Annotated in this window: 20 protein-coding genes, 3 pseudogenes and 1 riboswitch; of the genes and pseudogenes, 14 read left to right on the forward strand and 9 right to left on the reverse strand. The window is 45.4% G+C overall.

Going from position 1 to position 25,118, the window contains the following annotated elements; all coding sequences use genetic code 11:
- The first annotated feature begins 7 nt into the window (after nucleotides 1-7).
- A pseudogene (locus EPH95_RS01485) lies at nucleotides 8-1,494 on the forward strand (glutamate synthase subunit beta).
- Here the strand turns inward: EPH95_RS01485 and EPH95_RS01490 are convergent.
- Entirely contained in the window at nucleotides 1,491-2,546 is a 1,056-nt protein-coding gene (locus EPH95_RS01490) for an FUSC family protein (protein ID WP_160141541.1), read from the reverse strand. The pseudogene EPH95_RS01485 and the gene EPH95_RS01490 sit on opposite strands and share 4 nt — an antisense overlap.
- Before the next feature lie 173 nt (nucleotides 2,547-2,719).
- On the opposite strand from EPH95_RS01490, the gene kapB reads away from it, so the two are divergent.
- From kapB to EPH95_RS01510, 4 genes are all read left to right on the forward strand, one after another.
- A complete protein-coding gene (kapB, locus tag EPH95_RS01495) occupies nucleotides 2,720-3,082 on the forward strand; it encodes a kinase-associated lipoprotein KapB (RefSeq protein WP_142086725.1) in 363 nt (120 codons plus the stop codon).
- Nucleotides 3,083-3,308: 226 nt separating this feature from the next.
- Nucleotides 3,309-4,343 carry a homoserine dehydrogenase gene (locus tag EPH95_RS01500; protein ID WP_142086727.1) on the forward strand — a complete coding sequence of 345 codons (1,035 nt, stop codon included), beginning with the start codon at nucleotides 3,309-3,311 and terminating at the stop codon, nucleotides 4,341-4,343.
- 83 nt (nucleotides 4,344-4,426) lie between these two features.
- A complete protein-coding gene (locus tag EPH95_RS01505; RefSeq protein ID WP_227004001.1) occupies nucleotides 4,427-5,860 on the forward strand; it encodes an aldehyde dehydrogenase family protein in 1,434 nt (477 codons plus the stop codon).
- Nucleotides 5,861-5,960: 100 nt separating this feature from the next.
- Nucleotides 5,961-7,133: a M24 family metallopeptidase gene (locus EPH95_RS01510; RefSeq protein ID WP_142086729.1), complete on the forward strand. Its 1,173-nt coding sequence runs from the start codon at nucleotides 5,961-5,963 to the stop codon at nucleotides 7,131-7,133.
- Here EPH95_RS01510 and yidD read toward each other — a convergent pair.
- Together yidD and dapA are read right to left on the reverse strand one after the other, a co-directional pair.
- Nucleotides 7,130-7,363, reverse strand: coding sequence for a membrane protein insertion efficiency factor YidD (yidD, locus tag EPH95_RS01515; protein WP_142086731.1), 234 nt, complete (start codon nucleotides 7,361-7,363; stop codon nucleotides 7,130-7,132). The genes EPH95_RS01510 and yidD overlap by 4 nt on opposite strands.
- 154 nt (nucleotides 7,364-7,517) lie before the next feature.
- On the reverse strand, nucleotides 7,518-8,405 hold the full coding sequence (dapA, locus tag EPH95_RS01520; RefSeq protein ID WP_142086733.1) for a 4-hydroxy-tetrahydrodipicolinate synthase: 888 nt from the start codon (nucleotides 8,403-8,405) through the stop codon (nucleotides 7,518-7,520).
- Nucleotides 8,406-8,593: 188 nt separating this feature from the next.
- A riboswitch (Lysine riboswitch) is annotated at nucleotides 8,594-8,776 on the reverse strand.
- 172 nt (nucleotides 8,777-8,948) lie between these two features.
- Here dapA and EPH95_RS01525 point away from each other — a divergent pair.
- Nucleotides 8,949-9,617: a YhcN/YlaJ family sporulation lipoprotein gene (locus tag EPH95_RS01525; protein WP_142086734.1), complete on the forward strand. Its 669-nt coding sequence runs from the start codon at nucleotides 8,949-8,951 to the stop codon at nucleotides 9,615-9,617.
- Nucleotides 9,618-9,627: 10 nt separating this feature from the next.
- On the opposite strand, the gene EPH95_RS01530 is transcribed toward EPH95_RS01525, so the two are convergent.
- The gene (locus tag EPH95_RS01530) at nucleotides 9,628-10,512 is read right to left on the reverse strand and encodes a diacylglycerol/lipid kinase family protein (protein WP_319592835.1); all 885 of its coding nucleotides are present in this window, start codon (nucleotides 10,510-10,512) and stop codon (nucleotides 9,628-9,630) included.
- An 18-nt stretch (nucleotides 10,513-10,530) separates the two neighbouring features.
- Nucleotides 10,531-11,160, reverse strand: coding sequence for a lysophospholipid acyltransferase family protein (locus EPH95_RS01535; RefSeq protein ID WP_142086738.1), 630 nt, complete (start codon nucleotides 11,158-11,160; stop codon nucleotides 10,531-10,533).
- 179 nt (nucleotides 11,161-11,339) lie between these two features.
- Between EPH95_RS01535 and EPH95_RS01540 the strand changes: the two are divergent.
- Together EPH95_RS01540 and lgt are read left to right on the forward strand one after the other, a co-directional pair.
- Nucleotides 11,340-12,430, forward strand: a pseudogene (locus EPH95_RS01540) (class II aldolase/adducin family protein).
- A gap of 166 nt (nucleotides 12,431-12,596) precedes the next feature.
- Nucleotides 12,597-13,427 carry a prolipoprotein diacylglyceryl transferase gene (lgt, locus tag EPH95_RS01545; protein WP_142086740.1) on the forward strand — a complete coding sequence of 277 codons (831 nt, stop codon included), beginning with the start codon at nucleotides 12,597-12,599 and terminating at the stop codon, nucleotides 13,425-13,427.
- 90 nt (nucleotides 13,428-13,517) lie between these two features.
- Here the strand turns inward: lgt and EPH95_RS01550 are convergent, their stop codons facing one another.
- Nucleotides 13,518-14,069 carry a hypothetical protein gene (locus EPH95_RS01550; RefSeq protein ID WP_142086742.1) on the reverse strand — a complete coding sequence of 184 codons (552 nt, stop codon included), beginning with the start codon at nucleotides 14,067-14,069 and terminating at the stop codon, nucleotides 13,518-13,520.
- 205 nt (nucleotides 14,070-14,274) lie between these two features.
- Between EPH95_RS01550 and EPH95_RS01555 the strand changes: the two genes are divergently transcribed.
- From EPH95_RS01555 to EPH95_RS01570, 4 genes are all read left to right on the forward strand, one after another.
- Nucleotides 14,275-14,559 (forward strand): hypothetical protein, encoded by a 285-nt coding sequence (locus tag EPH95_RS01555; RefSeq protein WP_142086744.1) that lies wholly within the window; start codon nucleotides 14,275-14,277, stop codon nucleotides 14,557-14,559.
- A gap of 1 nt (nucleotide 14,560) precedes the next feature.
- Nucleotides 14,561-14,950 carry a type II toxin-antitoxin system PemK/MazF family toxin gene (locus tag EPH95_RS01560; protein ID WP_227004002.1) on the forward strand — a complete coding sequence of 130 codons (390 nt, stop codon included), beginning with the start codon at nucleotides 14,561-14,563 and terminating at the stop codon, nucleotides 14,948-14,950.
- A 232-nt stretch (nucleotides 14,951-15,182) separates the two neighbouring features.
- Complete coding sequence (locus EPH95_RS01565; RefSeq protein WP_142086747.1) at nucleotides 15,183-16,385, forward strand: alpha/beta hydrolase; 1,203 nt, start codon at nucleotides 15,183-15,185, stop codon at nucleotides 16,383-16,385.
- Nucleotides 16,386-16,646: 261 nt separating this feature from the next.
- Complete coding sequence (locus EPH95_RS01570; protein ID WP_142086749.1) at nucleotides 16,647-17,294, forward strand: hypothetical protein; 648 nt, start codon at nucleotides 16,647-16,649, stop codon at nucleotides 17,292-17,294.
- Between the two features lie 31 nt (nucleotides 17,295-17,325).
- Here the strand turns inward: EPH95_RS01570 and EPH95_RS01575 are convergent, their stop codons facing one another.
- The 3 genes from EPH95_RS01575 to EPH95_RS01585 form a co-directional block, all read right to left on the reverse strand.
- A complete protein-coding gene (locus EPH95_RS01575; RefSeq protein ID WP_142086751.1) occupies nucleotides 17,326-17,751 on the reverse strand; it encodes an acyl-CoA thioesterase in 426 nt (141 codons plus the stop codon).
- Nucleotides 17,752-17,900: 149 nt separating this feature from the next.
- Complete coding sequence (locus EPH95_RS01580; RefSeq protein WP_142091437.1) at nucleotides 17,901-19,208, reverse strand: YjiH family protein; 1,308 nt, start codon at nucleotides 19,206-19,208, stop codon at nucleotides 17,901-17,903.
- Nucleotides 19,209-19,395: 187 nt separating this feature from the next.
- Nucleotides 19,396-20,196 carry an HAD family hydrolase gene (locus EPH95_RS01585; RefSeq protein WP_142086753.1) on the reverse strand — a complete coding sequence of 267 codons (801 nt, stop codon included), beginning with the start codon at nucleotides 20,194-20,196 and terminating at the stop codon, nucleotides 19,396-19,398.
- 543 nt (nucleotides 20,197-20,739) lie between these two features.
- Between EPH95_RS01585 and EPH95_RS01590 the strand changes: the two are divergent.
- Together EPH95_RS01590 and odhB are read left to right on the forward strand one after the other, a co-directional pair.
- Nucleotides 20,740-23,570: pseudogene (locus tag EPH95_RS01590) on the forward strand (2-oxoglutarate dehydrogenase E1 component).
- Nucleotide 23,571: 1 nt separating this feature from the next.
- Nucleotides 23,572-24,876, forward strand: a complete 1,305-nt coding sequence (gene odhB / locus EPH95_RS01595) for a 2-oxoglutarate dehydrogenase complex dihydrolipoyllysine-residue succinyltransferase (protein WP_142086755.1) — start codon at nucleotides 23,572-23,574, stop codon at nucleotides 24,874-24,876.
- The last annotated feature ends 242 nt before the right edge of the window (nucleotides 24,877-25,118 follow it).

Here is a 25,118-nt window from a genome sequence, read left to right on the forward strand (position 1 = left end):
GGATATCTTGGGTCATCCAACCGGATTTATGGACATTAAACGTAAAAATCCCCCGAAAAGGGATCCAGGCGAGAGAGTGAACGATTGGAAAGAATACCAATTGACGCCTCCGGAAGCGGAGGTGCAGGAGCAAGCCGCGCGCTGTATGGACTGCGGCATTCCCTTTTGCCAAGCAGGTACGAATATGCCGGGATCTGATGAAATTGGCTGCCCGGTGTACAACCTCATCCCGGAGTGGAACGACCTCGTGTATAGAGGCCAGTGGAAAGAAGCGCTTGCGCGTTTGCATAAAACGAATAATTTTCCGGAGTTTACCGGGAGGGTATGCCCCGCTCCTTGTGAAGGCTCTTGCACGGTCGCCATTGACGCCGAACCGGTGACGATTAAATCAGTCGAGCTGCAAATTGTGGAAAAAGGTTTTAGAGAAGGTTGGATAACGGCGAAGCAACCGCTTCGCCGTACCGGCAAAAAAGTGGCGGTTATTGGTTCCGGTCCGGCCGGTTTGGCGGCAGCCGCCCAGCTAAACCGAGCCGGTCACGAAGTGACCGTCTATGAAAAAGAAGATCGGATCGGCGGGTTGCTCACCTATGGCATTCCGGATGTGAAATTGCCATATGAAACCGTCATGCGACGGATTCATCTGCTTGAGGAAGAGGGCGTAACATTTAAAACCGGCGTTGATATCGGCACATCGCTTCGCTGGGACGAATTGCGACAATTCGTGGATGGTGTGGTTCTCTGTACCGGAGCCCAAGTTCCGAGGGGGTGGAAGATGTACCGGGGCATCACGCAACCGGCGTTGAATACGCCATGAATTTTTTGACGCAAAATACGAAAGCATTGCTGAATCCAAGTCTACGTAACGATGATTATATTTCGGCCAAGGATAAAGATGTCATTGTGATCGGAGGGGGCGATACCGGGGTGGACTGTATCACGACATCTGTTCGCCACGGCGCAAAATCGATCACCCAGTTTGACATTAACACGAAAAAAGATGAAGTGCGCGGGGAAGAAGATGCATGGCCGCTGTTCCCGATGACGTACAAACAGGAAGAGGGCCAAAAAGAAGCCGAGGCCGTTTATGGTGAAGATCCTCGCGCTTACCAGTGGCTAACGACCGAGTTTCTCACTGACGGCGACGGTAATCTGACAGGATTAAAAGCTGTGCAGGCAGATACCGTTTATGAAAAAGGGAAGAGAGTAAGAAAGCCGATTCCCGGTACGGAACGGATCTGGAAAGCGGATCTCGTATTGCTCGCGATCGGCTTTACAGGGCCTGAACGGGACCTTCTCGAACAGATGGGTGTAAACACGACAAAACGAGGCGCGGTCGACGCGGAGTATGGTGATTACGTAACAAACCAAACCGCTGTCTTCGCGGCAGGGGATAATCGCCGCGGCCAGAGTCTCGTCGTTTGGGCCATTCATGAAGGACGGGAAGCCGCGAGGGAGTGCGACCGTTATTTAACCGGATCGACAATTTTGCCTTAAGCACCGGTGTTTTTTGCGGAGACGGACGCGATCGTCTTTTGCTGTGGAGCAGGAAGGTCATCTTCTTGCTCTTTTTCTTGTTCCCATATTCGGGAAACATTTAAGGTGTGCATGCACTCGCCTGCCACTTCATGAACAGGAGGGATGCTGTAACCACACGCGAGCATATGATTGTTCTCACGCAGCATCAATTCCTCGAACCAAACGAACAACTGCCGAACTTCCCTTTCATTTAAGGTTGGCAATAAGCGTGGCATTCGCATGAAGCCTCTGATCACGAATGGAATGTCCGTTTGTCCTCGCCGTTTATTTTTCGGTTCACGCAGTTTATGTACATGCTCAAATAGTTCGGACAACGTATACAGACGTTTTTCGATAAGTCGCAAGGCTTGTTGATCAGAAGCGGAGAGATATTGACGTTCCGGCCGCAGTTTTTCCGTTCGTTTCATGAGGCGTCGCAATTTTGCCCGCATCGCATCGAACTGCGCCCATCGTTCCGGATGCTGCTGAACGTCACCCACTTTTAATTCAACGTCTATGATAAAAGCCAGAAGGTCGAGTCCCTGGCTCCAGTATTTTTCGCTTCTTATTTTGAAAGGTGTCATCGAGGTTGGCTGATCAAAGGCGATGTTCAGGACCGAAGATAGGATGATGCCGACTAATGTGCTCATCACTCGCGTGATATATTCGTAAAGCCCCGCGCCGGCCATTGTCGGTAATATTGCAATAGCGGTAACCGAGGCAATCGCCCGGAATTTGCCAACACTCGCGTAATAACAAAAGGCAAGCGTAATGACGGTGACGCAGGCATAAACAATTGGATGCGCACCGAGCGTGTAAAAGAACAACAAAGCAAATCCTGCTCCCGCACAAGCAGAAAGCAGTCGGCTCCACCCGTTTTGAACCGCGTCCCTCCCTAGAGGGTCCCAGGCGAGAACAGCCGCCAGGACAGCAAAAAAGGGAGGTAGCTGTAAGTGTAGGCATATGACAATGCTCAAACCAACGCTTGCGCCTATTTTCAAAAGCTGTCCATACAAGGCTGTCCAATTCAACTGCTGCCCCTCCAATCTAAAATTTCACGTACCGTAATAATATACCAAGTAATATATAAGCTTCCATAAAGAGGAAAAGATTATGCATGCACAATCGAAATCATTGCTGATTGCTTATAAAATCTCTTAAGATAACAATAGGGAAAGCTTAAAAGAGAGAAGAGGTGTGAATCATGATTATCCAGGGAAAATACAAAACTGGGGTATATGTCGGAGAGAAAATAGAGGAAAAAGGGGATCGCACATTATTAAAGGTGCTGGCTGTTCTCAAACATCCAATGCAAGGAGACCTGCATCAAGGTTTCGATACCAATGTTCCTTTATTTCATGAGAGAAACGCTTTGGCTCAATATGAAAAAACATGGGTGCCCACGGTAACCGTACAAGAATACCATGAGGAAGTTCCCGCCTATAAAGAAAGTTTGCGATCGGCCCTTGATGAGGAAATGAAAAAAATGAAAACAAGAGACGATGCATTTGGAGACGAAGCGCTTAAAATTTTGGAAAAACTTGAAACAAGATATAAATTTGACTAGTAGGTCGTATCATGGGAGTAAGGATTATTTTGGCATCAACACATATAAAAACGCGAAAAGGAGGATCGGACTTTCGCCGATATCCCCATATCTCCGCAAAGCACATGATATTTGACTACATCGACCATGAGGACTAATGGCTTTCCATTAGAAAAAATGAATCATGGATAGACGTTCGTCAACGCTATAAGCTACATTCAGAAAATGATAAAGAGGGGAGTCGCAGATGGATCACAAAGTTGCGCTATTAGGTTTCGGCGGTGTCGGCCAAGGGTTTTTGAATATTATCCATGAAAAAAAAGAAGCCCTGCAAACACAGTATGGGCAATCCATTGAGGTAGTATCGATTTCAGACCTTTCAAAAGGAACGTTGCATAATGACAGCGGTTTGGATATGGACAAAGTCTTGTCCTGTCTTCAAGAGGACGGCACCCTTCACCATTATACGGATGAGCCGGGATTGGAAAAGGGATGGGACACTATGACAACGGTTAAAAAATCGAATGCAACTGTCGTTGTGGAACTTACCCCTACAGATGTAGAAACCGGGCAACCTGCCATTGATCATTGCACGGCGGCATTATCCTCCGGCAAACATGTGGTCACAACAAATAAAGGGCCGGTGGTAAACGCCTATCGGGAATTGCAACAGCTAGCTGCAAGAAATAATGTTGGCATGTTTTTCGAAGGTACTGTTATGAGCGGTACTCCCGCCTTAAGCATGCCGAGGGAAACATTAGCCGGCAACGACATTCAGAAGATACGCGGCATTTTAAACGGGACCACAAACAGTATGCTTGCTGAGATGGCAAAGGGCATTCCATATGAATCTGCCCTTAAAAATGCCCAATCGAAAGGCTATGCGGAAGCTGATCCAACCAATGATGTCAAAGGGTATGATGTCCAGGGCAAAGTCGTTATTCTTGCGAATGTTCTCATGGGAGGAAACGTGACGAGAGACGATATTCCATGTCAAGGTATTTCTCATCTAACAGAAGCAGACATTACAGAAGCAAAAAGGCAAGGAAAAACATGGAAACTAATCGGTGCCATTGAAAAAAACGGAAAGCAAGTGGAAGGGTATGTTCGACCGGAAAAATTGGATGATGAAGACCCCCTCGCGAGCATTTCGGGACCGACAAATGCCATTAGCTATCAATGTGATTTATTAGGGGAAATAACACTTACCGGTGCAGGCGCAGGAATTACCGAAACCGGATACGCGGTGCTTAATGACATCCTCACCATTGGCAGGAGCTAAGTTCCTGTCCACATGTGTAAAAGTGAACAATAAAGGGTAGAGAACTTTAGCATTCACTTTACAAAAGGTTGGTGGTTGAATTGATGAAAAAGCAAGCAATGTTTTTAGCAGGAGAATGGACACATAGATCACAAGTGATCGAAGTGGATGATCCAGGTACCGGAGAAATCATTGCCACCGTCCCAAAAGGCACAGCCGAAGATATGGAAAAAGCATTAAATACGGCTATTGAAGGCAAAAAGGTTGCTGCCGAACTTACGACGAGACAACGGATAGATATCCTCGCGAGAAGCGCGAAACTCGTGGACGACAATGTGGAAGAAGCTGCCCAGCTCATTGCCACAGAAGGAATTAAAACGATTAACGAGGCACGTTCAGAAGCGAGCCGTGCTGCTGAAACCCTCCGTTTGGCTGCAGAAGAGGCCAGACGATTGACTGGGGAAACGATCAATTTTGACCAGGTATCCGGCAATGCCGACCGACACGGATACACCTTTCGTTTTCCATTAGGCATTATAGGCGCGATCACCCCATTTAATGACCCGATGAATCTTGTTGTTCATAAAATTGCTCCCGCGATTGCAGGGGGAAATGCTGTTATTCTCAAGCCTGCAACCCAAACGCCGTTATCTGCTTTATGGCTCACGGAAAAACTGCTCGAAGCAGGATTACCTGCCAAAGTGATGAGTACGATCACCGGAAGCGGGAGTGAAGTAACCCCTCCATTGCTTGAAAGCAGAGAAGTTCGGATGATCACATTTACCGGAGGATTAGAGACCGGTGAAAAAATCGCCAAAAATGCAGGCTTGAAAAAACTGAGCATGGAACTTGGCTCTAATTCGCCGTTTCTCGTGTTTAAAGATGCCAATTTGGACAAAGCGGCAGAAGCTGCTGTCGCCGGGGCATACGGAGCAGGTGGACAAAATTGCTTGAGCGTACAAAGAATATTTGTCCATAAAGAAGTTGAACAAAGCTTTACGGAAAAATTTATACAAAAAGCAGAGCAACTGCGCACCGGTGATAAAAAGAGTGAAGAGACCGATATGGGGCCCGTGATTTCAGAGGAAGAAGCAAAAAGCATTATGACGGACATTGAGAATGCAAAAGAACAAGGAGCGGAAGTACTTCTCGGAGGCGATCATAAAGACTGTTTTGTGCATCCAACCTTGTTAAAACACGTTCCTAAAAATTCAACATTGTATAAAGATGAGGTTTTTGGTCCTGTCGCTTCCCTTCATACGTTCTCCGATTATGAGGAGGCCATTCGATCGGCAAATGAAGTCAATTTTGGCCTGCAAGTAGGCGTCTTTACCAATCATCTGCAAACAGCCCATAAGGCAGCTTACGACCTTCATGTCGGCGGCGTTATCATCAATGACAGCAGTGATTTCCGAGTGGACGCAATGCCCTTTGGCGGAGTTAAAGGGTCCGGCATCAACCGCGAAGGCGTTCACAATGCAATCATGGATATGACGGAACCGCGGGTAGTGAGCTTTAAGATCGAAGATGATGAATAATAACAGGTTGGAGTAGCATGATGCGTCATTGCCTGCCACATCCCTAGGGGTGTGGTGGCTTATTCATGACATTTTTTTAAGGGATAAGAGGGGGAGATATATGTTCTCGAAAGATGAATTTGTGACGAGGTTGAACAAAACAAAACAGAAAATGCAGGAATACGGGGTAGAGGTCTTGATTCTTTCCAATCCATCGAATATGTGTTATATCACGGGATATGATGCCTGGAGCTTTTATGTCCATCAGGCCGTCATCGTTTTTATTGATGAAGATGAACCTGTTTGGATCGGTCGGGAAATGGACGCGAAAGGAGCAAAAATAACCACTTGGTTAAGCGACTCTCATATTATCTCTTATCCTGATGAATTTGTGCAGTCAACGATTAAACATCCGATGGATTTTGTCGCTCACGTCCTAAATGACTTGGGCCAGGATACGAGAAAAATCGGTGTGGAGATGGATGCTTTTTATTATACGGCCATGTGCCACGAACGCCTGCAATTTGGGCTTCCGGATGCTGAGTTTAAAAACGCGAGCTCCCTTGTTAATTGGGTGCGGGTGATCAAAAGTGATGCCGAAATCGAATATATGCGAAAAGCTGCATATATTGTGGAAAATGCCATGCAAGCAGCCTATGATAAAGCAGATGTAGGTGTTCGGGAAAATGAAGTGGCAGCAGCGATTTACCATGCACAAATTTACGGCAGCGATGATTTCGGCGGGGACTACACATCCATCGTTCCAATGTTGCCATCCGGGAAGTATACGGCAAGTCCCCACCTGACGTGGACCGATCAAAAGTATAAAGAGGGCGATTTTCTAACGTTGGAAATCGCCGGTTGTTGTCAACGTTATCATACACCGATGGCCAGAACGATGGTTCTCGGCAAAGCTCCGGATTATGTTCGTGACGTCGGAAAGGTCGTTAATGAAGGGATTGCGGATACACTTGAGCATATGAAGCCGGGCATAACCGCTGAAGAAGTGGAAGAAATCTGGAGTAACTCGATTGCCAAACATGGCTATGTGAAAGCCTCCAGATTAGGTTACTCCATCGGATTGAGCTATCCTCCGGATTGGGGGGAGCATACCATTAGCTTCCGAAAAGGCGATCATTCCATATTGGAACCCAATATGGCCTTTCATCTCATGCCGGGCATCTGGTTTGATGACTTCGGAATCGAGATTACAGAACCGCTTTTAGTGACAGAGGACGGGATAGAGACATTCACTTCCTTCGATCGGGGAATTTATGAAAAGCCGGTCGGCTAGTCCTTTTTGTTTTTCTTCGTCGGAACCGGATCATAACCGCCACGGTGAAAAGGATGACACTTACTCACTCGAATAACGGCAAGGAGGATACCTTTGAATGCTCCTTGTGTTTCAATGGCTTCGGCCGCATATTGTGAGCATGTCGGATAGAAACGGCAAGTTGGCAGCGTATAAGGAGAGATGAAACGCCGATACAATTCGATGGGGAAAATCAACACTTTACGTAGCATGCATGCTCCTCGATTCATATAAAGGATATGTCCAAGTTTTGCCGGTATAAGCTAAGCCATACAGAAAGAGCGACCATCTCATTGGCCGCTCTCTTTTTTAGTAGGCTTTCGCCATAAAAGCTTGGCGAAAAGCCAAGTTTTCTAATCCTTGCTTTTAGCTGACGAAAAAAGTAGCCTTTGGCTGCAGGGTTTGATACAAAAGTTGATGTTCCTCATCATTTAAGCGGAGCAATGGCAAACGCAGATTGCCAGATACGATGTTATGCATTTCCAATGCCGCTTTCACCGGAGCGGGGCTTGGTGCCATAAACATGGCGTTCATGACGGGCAATAATTCTCGGTGTTGCTTGGCTGCCATTTGAACATGCCCTTGCATGAAATTCTGTATCATTTGCGACATGCCTTTTCCGACAATATGAGAAGCGACTGAAACAATTCCGCTGCTTCCGATGGACATAAGAGGCAGCGTTAAGCTGTCGTCCCCACCGTATAGTTTAAAACCTTCCTGGGCATTTTCAATGATGAAGGAAGCCGCGTCAGTATCCCCGCTTGCTTCTTTAACGGCTTGGATATTATCGATGTTCGACAAACGGATAATCGTTTCCGGCGCTAAACAGACAGCAGTTCGGCCGGGAACGTTATATAGCATGATCGGTAAATCCGTGCTGGCCGCGATTGTTTTAAAATGTTGATACATCCCTTCCTGGGAAGGCTTGCTATAATAAGGGGTGACGAGCATAATGCCGTCGACACCTGCTTCATCCGCTGCTTTTGTGAGCGCGGTCGAAGCACGGGTATCACTGGTCCCTGTACCGGCAATGACAGGGACTCTTCCGTTCACAACCTTTACCGTATGCTTAAATAAGGACAATTTTTCCTCTTTGGATAACGTTGGTGATTCCCCTGTCGTACCTGCAACAACAATTGACTCTGTTCCATTCGCAATCAGATGATTTATCAACTTTGTGAGGTCCTGAAAATCAATCTCACCCTTGTCATCAAAAGGAGTAACCATCGCTGTAACCAATCGTCCTACATTCATTTTTTACCACCCTCGTGTTGATATTTTTGATGTTTTCCATGAGGGGCTTTACACAAATCAGTTTATGTGCATTTGGCCAGAAAGTGTAGGCGTCCAACTAGAAACCGGAAAATGGACGTTCATTAAAAAACAGCAATGAGCGCTCTCATTGCTGCATGAACACTTCCTGATAACCAGAAGCACTTCATGCGTGAGATAGCCCTCCATATAGCCTCTTGCTATATGACAGCCCTGCACTTATTTAATGCAAGACCAGCTTCGGAATGCGTGAGTCATTCCTAGCTTCGGCAAATACCCCTTTCCGTAAACGCACAAGGATCCCACACTCCCTACGCATACGTACTGATGGTCTCTGCTCCTCTACTCCCACTTCAGAAGAAGCTGGATGTATTTATATATGTATAATATCAAATTTTTTTATGAACTGCAACGGCTTATTTACACTTTTTGCGGATTAAATGTAATTTTTGGCGTGTTTTAATTTCCGGATGTTAAACGTGTACAATCGGTTACCCTAAACGGTAAGAAAGGAGGATGGCCTGAATGAAAACAAAGCTCCTCATCTTGGCGTTGGTTACAGTATTCGTTATCACAGGTTGTGTCCAAGCTCAACATGAAACCGGGCATACCAGACAAGATTACAATCCCGAGCTTGAGCTTGGCATAAATTTGAATGATCATCTCGGTCCCGCCTCTGATTTGATGGTACCCGATGAAGGGCCGGGGAATTTAACAAGGACCGGCACACAGGATGTCGACAGCCAAAGGGATTATGGTTGGCATAAAAACCGGCTCAACTCCGTGAAGACAGGTCGGATTAACGATCACCCGCGCTTAAATGATGACAGCGAAAGCCTTCGTGATCAAGTGCAAGAAATTAACCAAGCATATGAAGGAGAACGAGAAAACCCTGCTACCGTAAAAGAAAAAATTGAAAGGCTTGAACCTGTATCCGACGCGTACGTCGTTTCGCACGACGGCCGTTTATATATAGGTATCGAAGGCGCTTCCGTGGATGATGAACATTTGGAACGGGCAGTATCATCCCTAGTGAACGAAGAGGATATTGAATGGCATACGGATCGAAGAGCGGTACACCGTATTCGCGCGGCCGAGAAAACAGCAAACTCCGATGGCGAATTCGGCGTACATCAATGGTTTGAGGACATCGAGTATGAATTACAACAATTGGGCGACGACTGGACGAACTAATAAACGCCATTTAAATAACGCGTAAAGCATTTTCTTCAATATTAATTTTTATTGGCGTTTCCCCAATAATTTCACCGTCTCCATGCACGATCATGGCTGACGAGGAAGAAATTTCGATTTGCCTTCCGGTTAGCATTTTGATGGATGGATGGCTTACATGTTTTCCCTTATATACGCCGGGGAATGCTCGCGCAAATTGGAACTTCGACATTCCATGAACCACACAGAGTTCTAAATAACCATCGTCCCCTTTTGCATTCGGACAAATGGCCATTCCCCCTGCATAATAAGGAAAATTAGCAACAGCAACCAGCCATACATCCTTCATTTTTTCTGTTTTATCATCGATTGTTATTGAAATATCGGCGGGTTTATACCCAAACAGAACCTTAAAAACACTGAAGATGTAAGACATTCTCCCTAAACGAAAAAACTTCATCCATTTTTTCGTTCTAGAAGCGTTAACGGTTTGGGCCACTTTCCCGTCAAAACCGATTCCGATAACGGTAGCGCAACTTTTATCTCCGATTCGCCCAATATCAACCGTTCGCTCATCTCCTGCCAAAATCCAATCGAATGCCTCCTCTGCATTCATGGGGATGTCAAGCGCCCGGGCAAAATCATTTCCCGAACCGGCAGGTATGATCCCTATGGAGGTATTCGATCGTATTAATCCGTTGATTACCTCATGAATGGTCCCGTCTCCGCCGATGACAATAATAACCCCGTTTTTAATTTCTTTGCTGATCTCCGTTGCATGTGAAGGGTAATTTGTAAAAAAAACCTGATAATTCAACTGTTTAACAGCAAGTATATTTTCAATGATGTTCCAAATTATAAAACCTTTACCATTTCCGGAGCCCTTATTGACAATAAAATGATACAAAGCAATCACCCCTTTCAAAGGAAGGACTCATCGTTCATAACGGGGAGTTCTTTCATTATCTTCTGAAGCGTTAATTCTTGCTGTCTCTTTTTCCGTGAGATCTTTAATTTGGTCCATGACCAATTGCGACAAGGCATTATTGCTGGTATTCGGAAAATGATCTGGATTGATAGGATTTCCAATGACAATGGTTACCGGGGTCCGCTTTAATGTTTTGTTTCCCCAGACAATTGAAACAGGCAATATCGGCACAGAAGATTTCCGGCTCAAAAAAGCCACTCCTTTTTTGGGCTGTATCGTTTCTCCTATTTTGCATCTTTTTCCTTCGGGAAAAATGCCAAAGCATTCCCCGCGCCCAATGACTTTTAAGGAGTGGCGGACCGGACGAATAACAACACCGCTTTTACGATCAACAGGAATGGCATGCAACTGGCGTAAAAGCCAGTTGAGAAACGGAAGTTTGAACAATTCATTTTTTGCCAAAAAATGAATTGGGCGCTTGAACATGCCGGAAAGAATAATCGGATCGAAAAAGCTTTGGTGATTGGCGGCAATAATAAAAGGGCCATTAGGAATTCGTTTTTGCCCGACCATTTTTATTTTATACAAAAAATATAAAACCATTATTCCTATTGGTTTTAATAACCAATAAACCATGATTGCTCACTCCGCTTACTGACTTCATTCCTTATTATGCCTAAACGACTTCTTAAAAATACCGGGAAAACGTATACCAACTTTCTGTACGGTTAAAATATGAATGGTATTTCTTCCAGATTTCCAACGCATTATTGATAGACCTAATCACAAATAAAACAATCAAGGAGGATTCATTCATGAAAAACTTCACGGTGGCCGGGAAAGCGGAAAGTCCATTTTTGTCATGGTTAACCGAAGGGATGATCAATGAATTCGAAACGGCCGGTTATCGTTATCATGATGAACCCGTTGATTCCATCAATTTGGTGTTCAATCTCATTGATCCTGAAAACCCCCGTCATTTCCGCAGAAATTCCCAGTCCACGTTTGTTGTTTCCGTGGTGGAAAATGATGAGGAAGCGGATGATGTGTTTAAATCAGCATATCCATACTTAATTCGATCCCTCGCCAACCATTTGATTTTTATTTCTCATCATGCCGAAGGCACAACCCTTTATTTTATCACGCCCGAACAAGGCTTCTACAGCAAACCTTACAACCGGGAAGAAGGAACAGATCTTTTTTTCCAACACATATTTGAAAGGCTAGAGCCGTTAGCTACATCACGGCTGGTCATCGATAACGATTTTTATGAAGATTTATTTGACGGTTTGGCAAAAGGCAACGAAGTGACAGAAAAAATGGCATTAGGCGGAAAAAAACTGGATGACATGAACTTATTGCCCGCGCCATTTCCAATTGAGGAATATTTGTCTTCCAGGGATATGCGGCATTTAAAAAAACTGTATGGCATTGGGGGTTGAGTTACGGGAATCTAAGCAGTCGTGAAAATAGCGACCATTTCTGGATGAGCGCGAGCGGCATTGATAAGTCGAACATGAAAACGGTGGGAAGGGATATGCTTTATATCACCGGGTATGATTCGGAAAAAAATGCTATGCAAATCAGCATTCCCCCGAACACAACACCTAAAAGAGCATCTGTAGATGCGATTGAGCATTGGATGATTTACAAAGAACACCCTGACGTAGGAGCCATCGTGCATATCCATGCTTGGATAGACGGTGTTGACCCCACCCCGGTGAATTATCCTTGCGGAACAATCCAACTTGCAGAGACGGTGGCCGAATTGGTGCGGGAATCCGCTGAACCTTCGAGAGCGGTGATTGGGCTTAAAAACCATGGACTGACGATTACGGGAACGGATTTGGATGATATTTTCCAACGGATAGAAGGAAAGATTATTCCCCAAGTTCCGATGTCGTAAGAAAGGCTTGGCTGGTTCAATGAGAGGAGGTTACATGAAATGATGCGCATCTTCGGAACCGTTATCGAAGCTTTAATGTGGTTGTTTGAATTTGAGTATGAAGAAATATTGGAACAGAATCAAGCACATCAAAAACAAATCAAGTAAACGAAGGAGTAGGAAGCGTATGGATGCGATTAATCCGGTTGCCATTGAATTAGGGCCGATACAAATTTATTGGTATGGGCTCATTATTGTAGCCAGTGCACTGATCGGTTTATATCTTGCAGTCCGGGAAAGTATACGCCGCGGCCTTCCGAAAGATACCTTTGTCGATCTCCTGCTTATCGGTTTTCCTGTATCGGTTCTTTTTGCCAGGGCCTACTATGTATTCTTTAACTGGGAACAGTATACGGAAAATTTTTTCAGGGTTTTTGCCGTTTGGGAAGGCGGGCTGGCTATGCATGGGGTATTGATAGGGGCTGTACTGACCCTGGTTGTATTTGCGTACGTTCGAAAACACTCTTTCTGGCAGCTCGCCGACATTATGGCGCCTAGTTTGATTTTGGCCCAGGCGATTGGCCGATGGGGGAATTTTATCAATCAAGAAGCCCATGGAGGTCCCGTTTCACGAGTATTTTTGGAAGGCTTGTATGTACCGGATTTTATCATTAATCAGATGTACATAAATGGCTCGTATTATCACCCGACGTTTTTATATGAATCCCTGTGGAATTTCACGGGATTTATCGGGTTAATGTTGCTGCGGAGGGTAAATCTACGCAGAGGAGAATTGTTTTTAACCTATCTTCTTTATTACTCAATCGGACGATTCTTTATCGAAGGTTTACGAACGGACAGTTTAATGCTAACGGAACATATACGGATGGCCCAAGTAGCTTCTCTGTTTCTTACCCTTTTCGCAGTGGGGGTGATGATGTACCGGCGGAAAAAAGGACATGCCCACGTACGTTATCTGGATAACGGAAGCCGGGCAAATGCCATCAAGCGTTCCTGAGTATCCTTCATAAAGGATAAGAAGAACTACGGCTTCCGCCAGAGGCTGGGCGGAAAGCCAAGTTTTTTTAAGGAGATGAGTCGCAAAAGATCAAGACACTAATCCAAAATCGTCTAATTTTGCTTGATGCGTATACTCCATCGTTCGTAAATATTCCGTTAGGTTCTCTGTGTAACTGCGTGTAAGATCACAGGCTTCCGTGCCTCCATCCGTACATTCGCTGATGTTTTTGTCAACTGCATTCATTTCCACCAAAGATCCCAAGGTAACATCCCTAAGATCATAAAACTCAGGGGGAGTGGGCATATCCGTGATGTCGTCCACCAAACCGGATAAACGTCCTACGGACGCCTTTGTGCCAGACTCATCTAATTCATCCACATACCCATAAAGGCTTTCAAGCTCCTCGTGGAATTGTTCTAAAAAAGCACTGTAATGATTACTGTATTCTTTTATTTCATCATGATCGCTTGTCGTATCATGCAGATCTCTTCGATACAATTCATTATGTTCAACCCCCGGGTTCGACACATATTCCATTCTTGCAAGGTCATCCTCCAGATCTTCAGCATTCTCACTCCCACAACCCGAAATGGCAAGCATGAGCAAAATGATAACCAAAGATCCTTTCATTAAGCGCATGATATTCATCTCCTTTTCTGTTAACTCCTTCAACAAATAGTATGAGATCAAATGAAAGTATCTATGCATGAAAGAATAAGGATGGGGTCACCCTGATTGATAAGTGAAATTATTTTTTAAGGAAACTTATCGCAAAAAATCTTTAATCCCATGTGATTTTCGCTTATAATGGTGTGGAATACATGTCTGGGGGGCATTGGGGACCATGCATTCAGAGAAAATTTCCGTACCACTTACAGATGAACTCTTCAGTGAAATCAAGCACCTAAACGAAAACGAACAGAACCGATTTTTCCGCCATCTGGTTCAACGGTATATTGCACGGAAAAAGAAGGAGCACCTTCGCGCTGACTTAAAGGAAGGGTATATTGAGATGGCAGAATTAAACCGGTCGATCGCCGAAAGCTTCGCTTATGCGGAATGGGAAGCATCCCACATATCAGAATCAAACAGGCATGCCATCCAATATAACAAGGAGGTGAATGGATGACGTGAATAATTCGAATCAGTCTCAACATCCAACTGCAAAGAAAAGCGTCAAACGGGGGGATGTTTTCTTTGCAGACTTATCTCCGGTTGTCGGCTCGGAACAAGGCGGTGTCCGACCGGTCCTTATTATTCAAAATGATATAGGCAACCGCTTCAGCCCAACCGTCATTGTAGCCGCGATTACCGCACAGATTAAAAAAGCAAAATTGCCGACACATGTGGAAATCGACGCTGAAGAGCATCGGTTCGACCGTGACAGCGTCGTGCTTTTGGAACAAATCCGCACGATAGATAAACAGCGTCTAACGGATAAAATTACCCACCTGGACGATGAGATGATGAAAAAGGTTAAGCAAGCATTGGAAATCAGCATCGGCCTAAGTGATTTATAAGTGTAAAAAGAACCATGCGTACATAATAAAGGAAAACGCCAGCTCTCCCCCCAGAGCCGGCGTTTTTTTAAGTGCATAACTTTTCCAATGTTGGTTATCTTAACCATAAGCATCAACCTTCGCAAGAATATGTGTAAATATGTGAAATGATGAAATAAAGTCTCACAAATTTATCAGAAATATGATACACTGTAAAAAAGAGAGGGGGGTATGGCGAAGAACGCTGCACAATATGAAAAGAAAAATTTTTTCCGCATCCTTCAAGATTGCCATCGGATTTTGCATTATATTATCAAGTTTCGTCAGTGGATGGGCAACAACGTCTGAAGGGGATCTGCCATCGAAAACAGCAGTGATTCTTCATGCCATTAACAATCAATTGGTCATTCCTGATGAACAACTGACCCCACCATCGTTTTTAACCGGCAGCAATGCTTCCGGTGGAACTGCTTTCGAGCATGAATCCTTGCAAATCCCCGTGAGTGACGGCACTGTATTGCCGGGGCGCATGCACCGGCCCGCCGATGCCGAAAATGCTCCTATCATCGTGTATTACCACGGCGGCGCTTTTATGGAAGGGTATGGGAATATTCATACCCATGACAATATCGTCCGTGCGCTCGCTTATCGTTCAAATGCCATTGTGATCAGTGTTGGGTACCGGCTGGCACCGGAACATGTTTTTCCAAAAGCAGTCGATGATTCCTATGACGCGTTACTTTGGACGTATGAACAAGCTGAGGAGCTAGGCGGATCAAAAGAAAAAATGGTTGTGGCAGGGGATAGTGCCGGCGGCAACCTTGCTACTGTAACAGCAATGAAAGCACGCAATGAAGGAGGGCCTGATTTAACGGCCCAGCTTCTCTATTACCCTTTGACGACGTTCCATGACCGACCATTGGAAACTCGCGATAAATATGCAGGCGGCAATTATTTGTTGTCAAAAACGGTAATGGAAAAAGCACGAGATTCGTATACTCCCGGGGAAGAAATGTGGGAAAACCCATATGTCTCCCCCCTGGATGAAGGGGTAGGCGAAGATCTTCCACCGGCATTTATTGCAACGGCTGAATTTGATCCGCTCAGAGATGAAGGTGAACTGTACGCCCATAAACTCCACGAAGAAGAGGTTCCCGTAGAGGCCATTCGATACGAAGGCGTCATGCATGGGTTTTTATCCTTTTACGAAGTGCTCGCCACCGGTCGCCACGCGTTGGATGATAGCGTAGCATTTCTCGATCGGACATTAAAGGATAAACAAGTGGCAGGGGCGGGTTTTCGAATCATTGAACGTGAACAGCCCACAGGTTTTGAAAGGCTCAGGGAGGAGACAGAAGCCCACGTGGGTGCCGTTTATCTTCTCGGGTTACATGCTCAACGCCAATTCGATCAGTGGGTGGAAACCTCGTTGCTCGCTGATTCTGAAGAGGAATGATCGGCATTAGAAAACTTGGCTTTTCGCCAAACCTTTATGGCGAGAGTCAAGTTTTTCTTATGCGATCATCCGATTATATATGGGGTAAGTTCTAATTATTAGGGATATATCATCATTAAATCTGCTGTGACTTCATTTGATTCAATTTTTGTCTATATTCTTTTATATCCTCTGTTTTATTTTTATTATGACTGTGCTATACTACTCAAGGATTGCTCACTGAACACGAAAAATCAATCACGATAAAAAGGGGGATCCCTAATGTTAGCGGCACGAAAACAACGGCTACAGACATTTGCCAGATGGCGTCGTCAAATGAATGTCCATGAACGAATACGGGAAAATGAACAGCTTGCGATCCTTGAGCGGGAGATGCCCCGATTTATTAATATGACGATGCCGGTTTTTTTACTGCGTCCCGAAATGGAACGGAAGCTTCATCAATTTTTGCAGACCGCCGATCAGCAGCGAATATCTTCAAAACAGTTTTTCAAAAAAAGCGGCCACGACCAGGGACGCTTCTACCAAAACGAGCTCTTAGTCTTCATTAAGTACCTGCGCAGGCAGGGATTCGATTTGAACGGCCATGAAGCGTTGTTTGCCCATGTGCTCTTGAATCATTTGGCGATTAGTAACCTACAGCGTATGCAAAAACGTTACGGTGGATTGGCATTAAGGGGAGACTCGCTCACAGATGTCTTTGACCGTTACTTGCACCTGGTCGATGAAAAAGATTATACAAGTGTCGGCCATCTTGAATATTTGCGGCAAACACTTGTCAGTAAACGTATTGTGCCGGTAACGATGAGCCAAAATAAACTTAAGCGTCAACTGAAACAATACGAAAAAAATCATGAAGATCTGCAAATCTACAAGTTTGAAAAACGCTTGCAAAAAAATACCAATTAAAAAAGGCTTCCCGAAAAAAGGAAAGCCTTTTTTAATGCCCTTCATATTGCTGCATGAGCGAACGAACGTCTGCAGGTATAGGGACGGATGTTGCCTCGGAAGCATCATAATTCACGTGAATTTGTTCTGCTTTCAGCAAGATGGCAGGATCATTTTTCTTCGTGATTTCAAAAGCAGCCGTGAAACTGCTGGTTCCAATATGATTTACGCTGCACCAAATAGACAGTTGTTCATCGAGGCGAGCCGGTCTTTGAAATTCCAGCGTGGATTTTACGAGGGCGATATCAAATGTGTTTTTATACTTCTCCAACCAGTTTTCACCAAGCACCGTTCGAAAATATTCAGTCATGGCAACATCGAGATACGTCATGTAATGGGCGTTGAAGACGATGCCTTGCCCATCAATTTCCGAGTACCGTACCCGCAGTTCGTGCGAAAAACGAAAGGAGCGATCCATAAACACTTACACCTCTTTTTCATTTAGTGAATATCTTTCTAATGCCTTCAATTTTATAAAAGAAAGAATAAAAAGACAACTCCAGGTCATTATCGCACTTTATAAGTAAAGCATCCCCGTTTACTACGCCTAAGTAAACGGGGATGCCGCTAAAAAATAATATGTGCACATAAAACGATAATAGGCAACGTAATAATTGTCCTTAACAAGAAAATCATAACCAGTTCCCAAAAGGTAATCGGGATTTTTGAACCGAGGATCATTCCGCCGACTTCAGACATATAGATCAACTGGGTAATCGAAAGACAGCCGATGATAAAACGCGTCATTTCACTCTGAATATCAGCGCCGATCAATGCCGGAAGTAACATATCCGCGAATCCGATCAACATTGTTTCCGATGCAGCCTGTGCTTCTGGCACTTGCATCAGTTCCAAAATCGGAATAAAAGGAAGGCCGAGCCATTGAAAAACCGGTGTATGCTCGGCGATGATAATCATCGTCGTACCAAGCGTTACGACGATGGGAATGACGGCTAACCACATTTCCAAAACGTTTCTGAAGCCATTTTTCCCCGCTTCTTGTGCGCTGGCATGAGTAGCTCGCGCGAGTGCACCACGCCACGCGCGGGTGAATGCCGATTGATCGGGATTTTCATTTCGTTTTTTCGGTTCCGCCTGGGGATAATAGTCTTCGCTTTTTCTTGAAAGCGGCGGAATCCGCGGCATGATAATAGCGGCGACAAAGCCGGCGATGATGATCGTCATGTAATAGGGGAGGAACATATGGGTCAGTTCAAGATACCCGAGAACGACGATGGTAAATGTAATGGATACGATATTAAATGTTGTTCCCAAAACGGCTGCTTCCCGTTTTGTATAATAGCCTTGTTCATATTGCTGGTTTGTTAATAATACACCGATGGCCGCATCCCCGAGCCATGAAGCCAAACTGTCGATGGACGAACGGCCGGGCATCGTAAAAAGCGGCCGCATAATAACGTGCAGCAATGCCCCTGCAAACTCTAACAGACCAAAGTTCATTAACAGCGGCAAGAAGAGACCGGCAAACAAAAAGATCGTGAGCAAAAAGGAGGCCAGTCCAAGGATTTCTCCACCGGTTGCATCCCCCCAAAACCATGCCGGTCCCCACTCAAAGAGAATGGCAACCGCGAATATAAATCCGATGATCCGTATGACAAACCATACGGGCGTCACGGAAAAAAGGGATTCAAAAAATGAACGCCGCATCCATTCCGGATGGAGGTAACGATAAATCACCGTTCCAACTACCGAAATGGCGGTAAGAATTACGATAAGTTCCCCCAAGATCGGTGAAAGCAAGGCGTTAAGGGTTTCGGCCAACCATGCAATCGGTATGGTGAGCTCCCCGTCTACGGTAATCGGCGTAATAAATACAATGATTCCAATGATGGAGGGAAGAAGAAATTTAAGCATGTGCGTACTATTAAACTGCTTTTCAGACAATCGATCACTTCCAAACTAAAATCGTGGGTAAAAAACATAGAAGCGCGGGTGAAAAAAGAGGATAGAAGAACATTCCGGAGGGTAAAAGTGGATGGAGAGGGGAGAGGCATTCTCCCCTCTCATCTTAAGAATGAACGTTCCGGAACTTCGTCGAAGTTCATTCGAATCCGTTCAACTTATCCAGTGCATCTTCAAGCTCACGCAAAGTAGAGATCTCAACGTCCGGCACTATCGATGTATCGGGTTCGGCATCATCCCGGTTCACCCAAATCGTCTTGAGTTCGGAGCGGTTGCCGCCAACTATGTCCGTATGCAAATTATCCCCAATCATGACGGTTTGATTCCGCTCGGTGTCCAGTTGGTGGAGTGCATGGGAAAAGATAGATGGATCAGGTTTCCCCACTCCAAAAGCTCCGGAAATAATGATCCGGTCAAAATGGGGAATAAGCGCCTTTGTCATTTGCAACTTTTTCAATTGTAAGCTGGGAGCACCGTTGGTTACGAGTGCAAGTTGGTAAGGCACATTCATTTTTGTTAACACTTCAAACGTTTCTTCGTACACATAAGGAAGGGTTTCCCTATATTCAATGAAGCGTTTGGAAAGCTCCCGCGCCAATGAAAAATCTTCAATGCCTACTTTTTTCAATGCCTCCGTCCAAACTTCAAACTGGTACATGCGGATGTTTGCTCCCATTTCCCGAAGGCGGACGTCATGAATGTCATCAAACGTTCCCCATAACCCTTCAAACGGATTAATGCCGAGAGCGGTTGTTAATGGATAAAACGATTGCTTCTCATAAAGGGAAGGTGCCACTGCTCGCACAGCTTCCATCAAAGCGTCGCTTTCAACTCCCGCTTGCCGGTATGCTTCGTTGCATGTTGCCAGCAAGGCCTCGGAAACGCTTTTTTTATCCCATAGCAACGTGTCATCCAAATCAAAAAGAAGCGTATGTATCATTTCATGCACCCTTTCCAATCATTATGCGAATGATAGCAGAGGTGGGCAGCAGGATATACGATCAGTCCTTGCTAGCCATTGCGGCACACCTCTTTAAGCAAAATTTCCTCTATAGTTTCCACCTTATTGTAGCATAAGGTCCAACAATGCCAATAGCAGTTGGTTATATTTCTTTTTCCGTATTGGCAAGATTTCCGTCGATATTTGAAAGAAAATTACCGCAAATTGACTTCAGCTATTTCTTCTAAAAAAATAAGGGCATTTCGCCAAGAATATCAGCCTTTCTTTTGTATCCTGCTACAGGGCATGTTAAAATAAATTTGTGAACACATGATGACTTTACGATTCGCATGAAAAGGGAAGCAACGACTTTGAAAAACTTGTCGTTTTAGCATACGGCGTTTCCCAACTTTATCATGCCTGAATGACAAGTGAAACGGGAGAGTGATGATACCGGAGCCCGGTTACCTTAGAACACGCTCAATAACAAATCAAATCGCCAATCCTTGAGAAGCAAACAAGTGTAGTTGGAGGTAGTAGCAGATGGACAGAAACGTTTCCAAGGCGGAAAAGACTTGGGAAACATTTCACGGACCTAATCTAGGGTACGTGATGGATATGTACGAAAAATACAAGAACGACTCAGACGAAGTAGATTCAGATTTGAAAGAATGGTTTCAAGCCCACGGAGCGCCATCCGTGGAGCCGTTAAATGGACACACAACGGCTGCATCGACAGAAGTATCCTCTTCGACGATGCACAAGATTGCAAAAGCCATGAAATTAGCGGATAACATCCGCACCTTCGGCCATATATTGGCAGACGTGAATCCCCTTGAAGCCCCCGGAGAGGAGTCTCCTCTTTTAAAGCCCGAGGACAATGGATTAAGTGAAGACGATTTGAGATCCATGCCTGCCGATATGCTTTGCAAAGATGCCCCAAGCCATGTAGAAGATGGATTTGATGCCATCTTACATTTAAAACAGATGTATACAAAGACCATCGCTTTTGAATTCGACCATGTGTACGACCTGGAAGAGCGGAACTGGTTGAACCGTATGGTCGAGTCGGGCGATATTTATGAAGACTTGTCCGGAGAAAAACGCCGGAACTTGCTTGAGCGTTTAACGGCCACCGAGAAATTTGAGCAGTTTTTGCATAAAAACTTTGTCGGACAAAAACGTTTTTCCGTTGAAGGCATCGATTCCATGATTCCCATGCTTGAAGAGATGGTGCAGCACTTCACGCAGGAAGGCGCCAATCACGTCATGCTTGGCATGGCGCACCGCGGCCGATTAAGCACGCTTGCCCATGTACTCGGAAAGCCGTATAACCTGATTTTTTCCGAATTCATGAATGCACCAAGAAAAGAAAAATCCCCTTCCGAAGGTGCATCCACATTAAACTATGGGTGGACCGGCGATGTGAAATATCACTTAGGGGCAAACAGAAAATTTAATCAAGCATCCACGTACACAACGGTGAGCGTAGCAAATAACCCCAGCCACCTGGAATTTGTCAACCCCGTTGTTGCCGGGTATGCGCGCGCTGCACAAGAAGACCGCAACCAAACCGGGTTTCCGGATGTTGAACTGAACAAAGCCGGAGCCATCCTTGTGCACGGCGATGCGGCTTTCCCCGGGGAAGGCATTGTAGCCGAAACGCTGAATTTAAGCCGATTGAAGGGATACCAAACCGGAGGCACCCTCCATATTATCGCGAATAACTTACTCGGTTTCACGACTGAAAGCCACGATTCCAGATCAACGACCTACTCCAGTGACTTGGCTAAAGGTTTTGAGATCCCCATTATCCATGTGAACGCTGATGATCCGGACGCTTGTATAGCAGCCGTCCATTTGGCCTGCGAGTATCGAAGCCGTTTTCATAAGGATTTCTTAATTGATTTGGTAGGCTATCGCCGCTTCGGCCATAATGAGATGGATGAACCGGCCGCCACACAACCGCAGCTATACGGCACGATTCGTTCGCATGAAACGGCAAGGGCACTCTATGCCGATAAACTTCAGCAAGAAGGGTTATCGAAGAAGGCCAACAAACAGCCATCCAGGAGGAGATGCAAAAAAAACTGGAAAAAGAATACGAAAAGGTTTCCGGGGAAAGCAGAGCTCCCGGAAAAGCAGAACCTCCTGAAGAAATTGAAAAAGGCTTGCCCGACATTGACACCACCGTTGATTACGAGTCACTCAAACAAATCAACGAAGAATTGTTGCAATTCCCGGAAGGGTTCACGGTCTTTTCCAAGTTAAAACGAATTCTTAACCGAAGAGAATCAGCCTTTACCGAAGGAAAAATTGATTGGGGGCACGCCGAAGCTCTTGCTTTTGCATCCATTATTTCCGATGGCACACCGATCCGAATGACCGGACAAGATTCGGAACGGGGAACGTTTAACCATCGCCACCTCATTCTTCATGATGCAGAAACCGGGGACAACCATTCGCCAATGCATACGTTGTCGACGGCTAAGGCATCCTTTGCCCTTCATAATAGTCCGTTGTCGGAGGCTGCGGTTGTAGGCTTTGAGTATGGGTACAACGTGCAAGCCCCGGATACGTTGGTACTTTGGGAAGCACAATATGGAGATTTCAACAACGCCGCACAAGTCATCTTTGACCAATTCATCTCAGCCGGCAGAGCAAAGTGGGGCCAAAAGTCAGGCATTGTGCTGCTATTGCCGCACGGTTATGAAGGAGCCGGTCCCGAGCATTCCAGCGCTCGTTTGGAACGTTTCCTATCGTTAGCTGCCGAAAATAACTGGAACGTTGTCAATGCCACCAATACGTCGCAGTATTTCCATTTATTGCGCCGCCAGGCTGCTTCATTGAAAATGGATGAAGTTAGGCCATTGGTGTTAATGACACCGAAGAGCCTCCTTAGAAATCAAACGATTGCCGACACGCACGAAGCGTTTACGGACGGAAAATTTTCACGCGTGATCGAAGATCCGAAAACGAGCGAAAACAAAGATGGCGTGGAAACGTTAATCTTTTGCAGTGGAAAAATCTCTATTGATCTCCATGAAAATATCGACGAAAATGTAGATGTAAACCATTTGCATATCGTCAGAGTCGAAGAGTTGTATCCTTACCCCAAAGAAGAAATCAAAGCCATGCTATCCAAATATAAAAATGTGAAACGGGCAAAATGGGTTCAGGAAGAACCCAAAAACATGGGAGCCTGGGGCTACATCGAACCTTATCTTCGCGAAACGTTGCCTGAGGGAATTAACATCGAATATATCGGCCGCAGACGCCGTTCCAGCCCATCTGAAGGTGATCCTAATGTTCATAAAAAAGAACAACAAAGAATTATCGATAAAGCGTTAGGCCTCAAAGAAGGGAGAAACTAGAATGGCAGAAATAAAAGTACCAGAGCTCGCAGAATCGATCACCGAAGGAACGATTGCCGAATGGTTGAAAAGTCCGGGTGATTATGTTGAAAAGGGTGAAGCGGTTGCCGAGCTTGAAACCGATAAAGTAAACGTTGAATTGAACGCAGAACAGTCAGGGGTCTTGCAGGAAATCATCAGCGAAGAAGGGGAAGATGTCTCCGTCGGGGATGTCGTTGCCACCTTGGATGAAAACGCCACGGAAGGAAGCAGTGGCACATCCGATGATTCCGGATCAAAAGAAGAAGAATCCAAAGCCAATAAAGAGGAAAAAGAGCAAGCGGAGAAAAAAGAAGAGAAAACCGAAACCGCTTCGCAGCAAGAAAGTTCCGGGGACACCCAAGACGACGGTTCGTCTGAACATGTGGTTGCCTCTCCCGCCGCACGAAAACTTGCACGGGAAAAAGACATCAATCTTTCCGATATCCCGGTTCGGGATCCGCTGGGCCGCGTGCGAAAAGAAGATGTTGAATCATATGAATCAAATAAGGCGGCGCAAAAACAGGCGTCCACCCAACAAAGCGCTCCTGAGAAAAAAGAAGAGAGCGATGAGTTCGGCGGAAAACCGGTGGAACGCGAACGTATGTCGAGAAGGCGGCAAACGATTGCCAACCGCCTCGTAGATGTCCAACAGTCTACCGCCATGCTCACGACCTTCAACGAAGTGGACATGTCTGCCATCATGGATCTAAGGAAACGCAAAAAAGAATCCTTCCAAGAAAAACACGATGGCACAAAACTGGGTATGATGTCCTTCTTTACAAAAGGGGTCATTGGCGCCCTTAAGCAATATCCGCTCTTAAACGCTGAAATTCAGGGAAAGGATGTTGTCAAAAAGAACTTTTATGATATTGGCATGGCAGTCTCTACCGAGGGAGGTCTCGTTGTGCCGGTTGTTCGCGATGCGGACCGCTTGAGCTTTGCCGGCATCGAGGACGAGATTGGCAGACTTTCGAAGAAAGCCCGGGATAATAAATTGGGGCTCGATGATTTACAGGGAGGATCGTTTACGATCACCAACGGCGGTGTTTTCGGTTCCTTGTTGTCCACCCCAATCTTGAACACGCCGCAAGTCGGGATCCTCGGCATGCATACCATCCAGTATCGCCCGGTCGCCATTGATAAAGAACGAATGGAAAATCGACCGATGATGTATACCGCTCTTTCCTATGATCACCGTATTGTAGACGGAAAAGAAGCCGTAAGCTTTCTCGTCACATTGAAGCAGCTGCTTGAAGAACCGGAAAACCTATTGTTGGAAGGATAAAGGATATTTCAATAAAAAAGCGCCCTTGAATCGGGCGCTTTTTTCGGTAAGTAAGAAAGTATAAATCAACTTTCTTACTTACATAAGTGCAACTAAGGCTTTCGGAGCGACCGAGCATAGGTCGTGTCATTTAACAGGTGGAACCCCTGTTTGATAAGGCTCTAACCAAGCCATCAATAGCGAGTCTTGGACTCAACGGAGTAATCCATTGGGTTAAGCGTAGACAGTTAGGTCGTAGGCCT

The sequence above is a fragment of the Salicibibacter halophilus genome (genome assembly GCF_006740705.1).
Taxonomy (GTDB): domain Bacteria; phylum Bacillota; class Bacilli; order Bacillales; family Marinococcaceae; genus Salicibibacter; species Salicibibacter halophilus.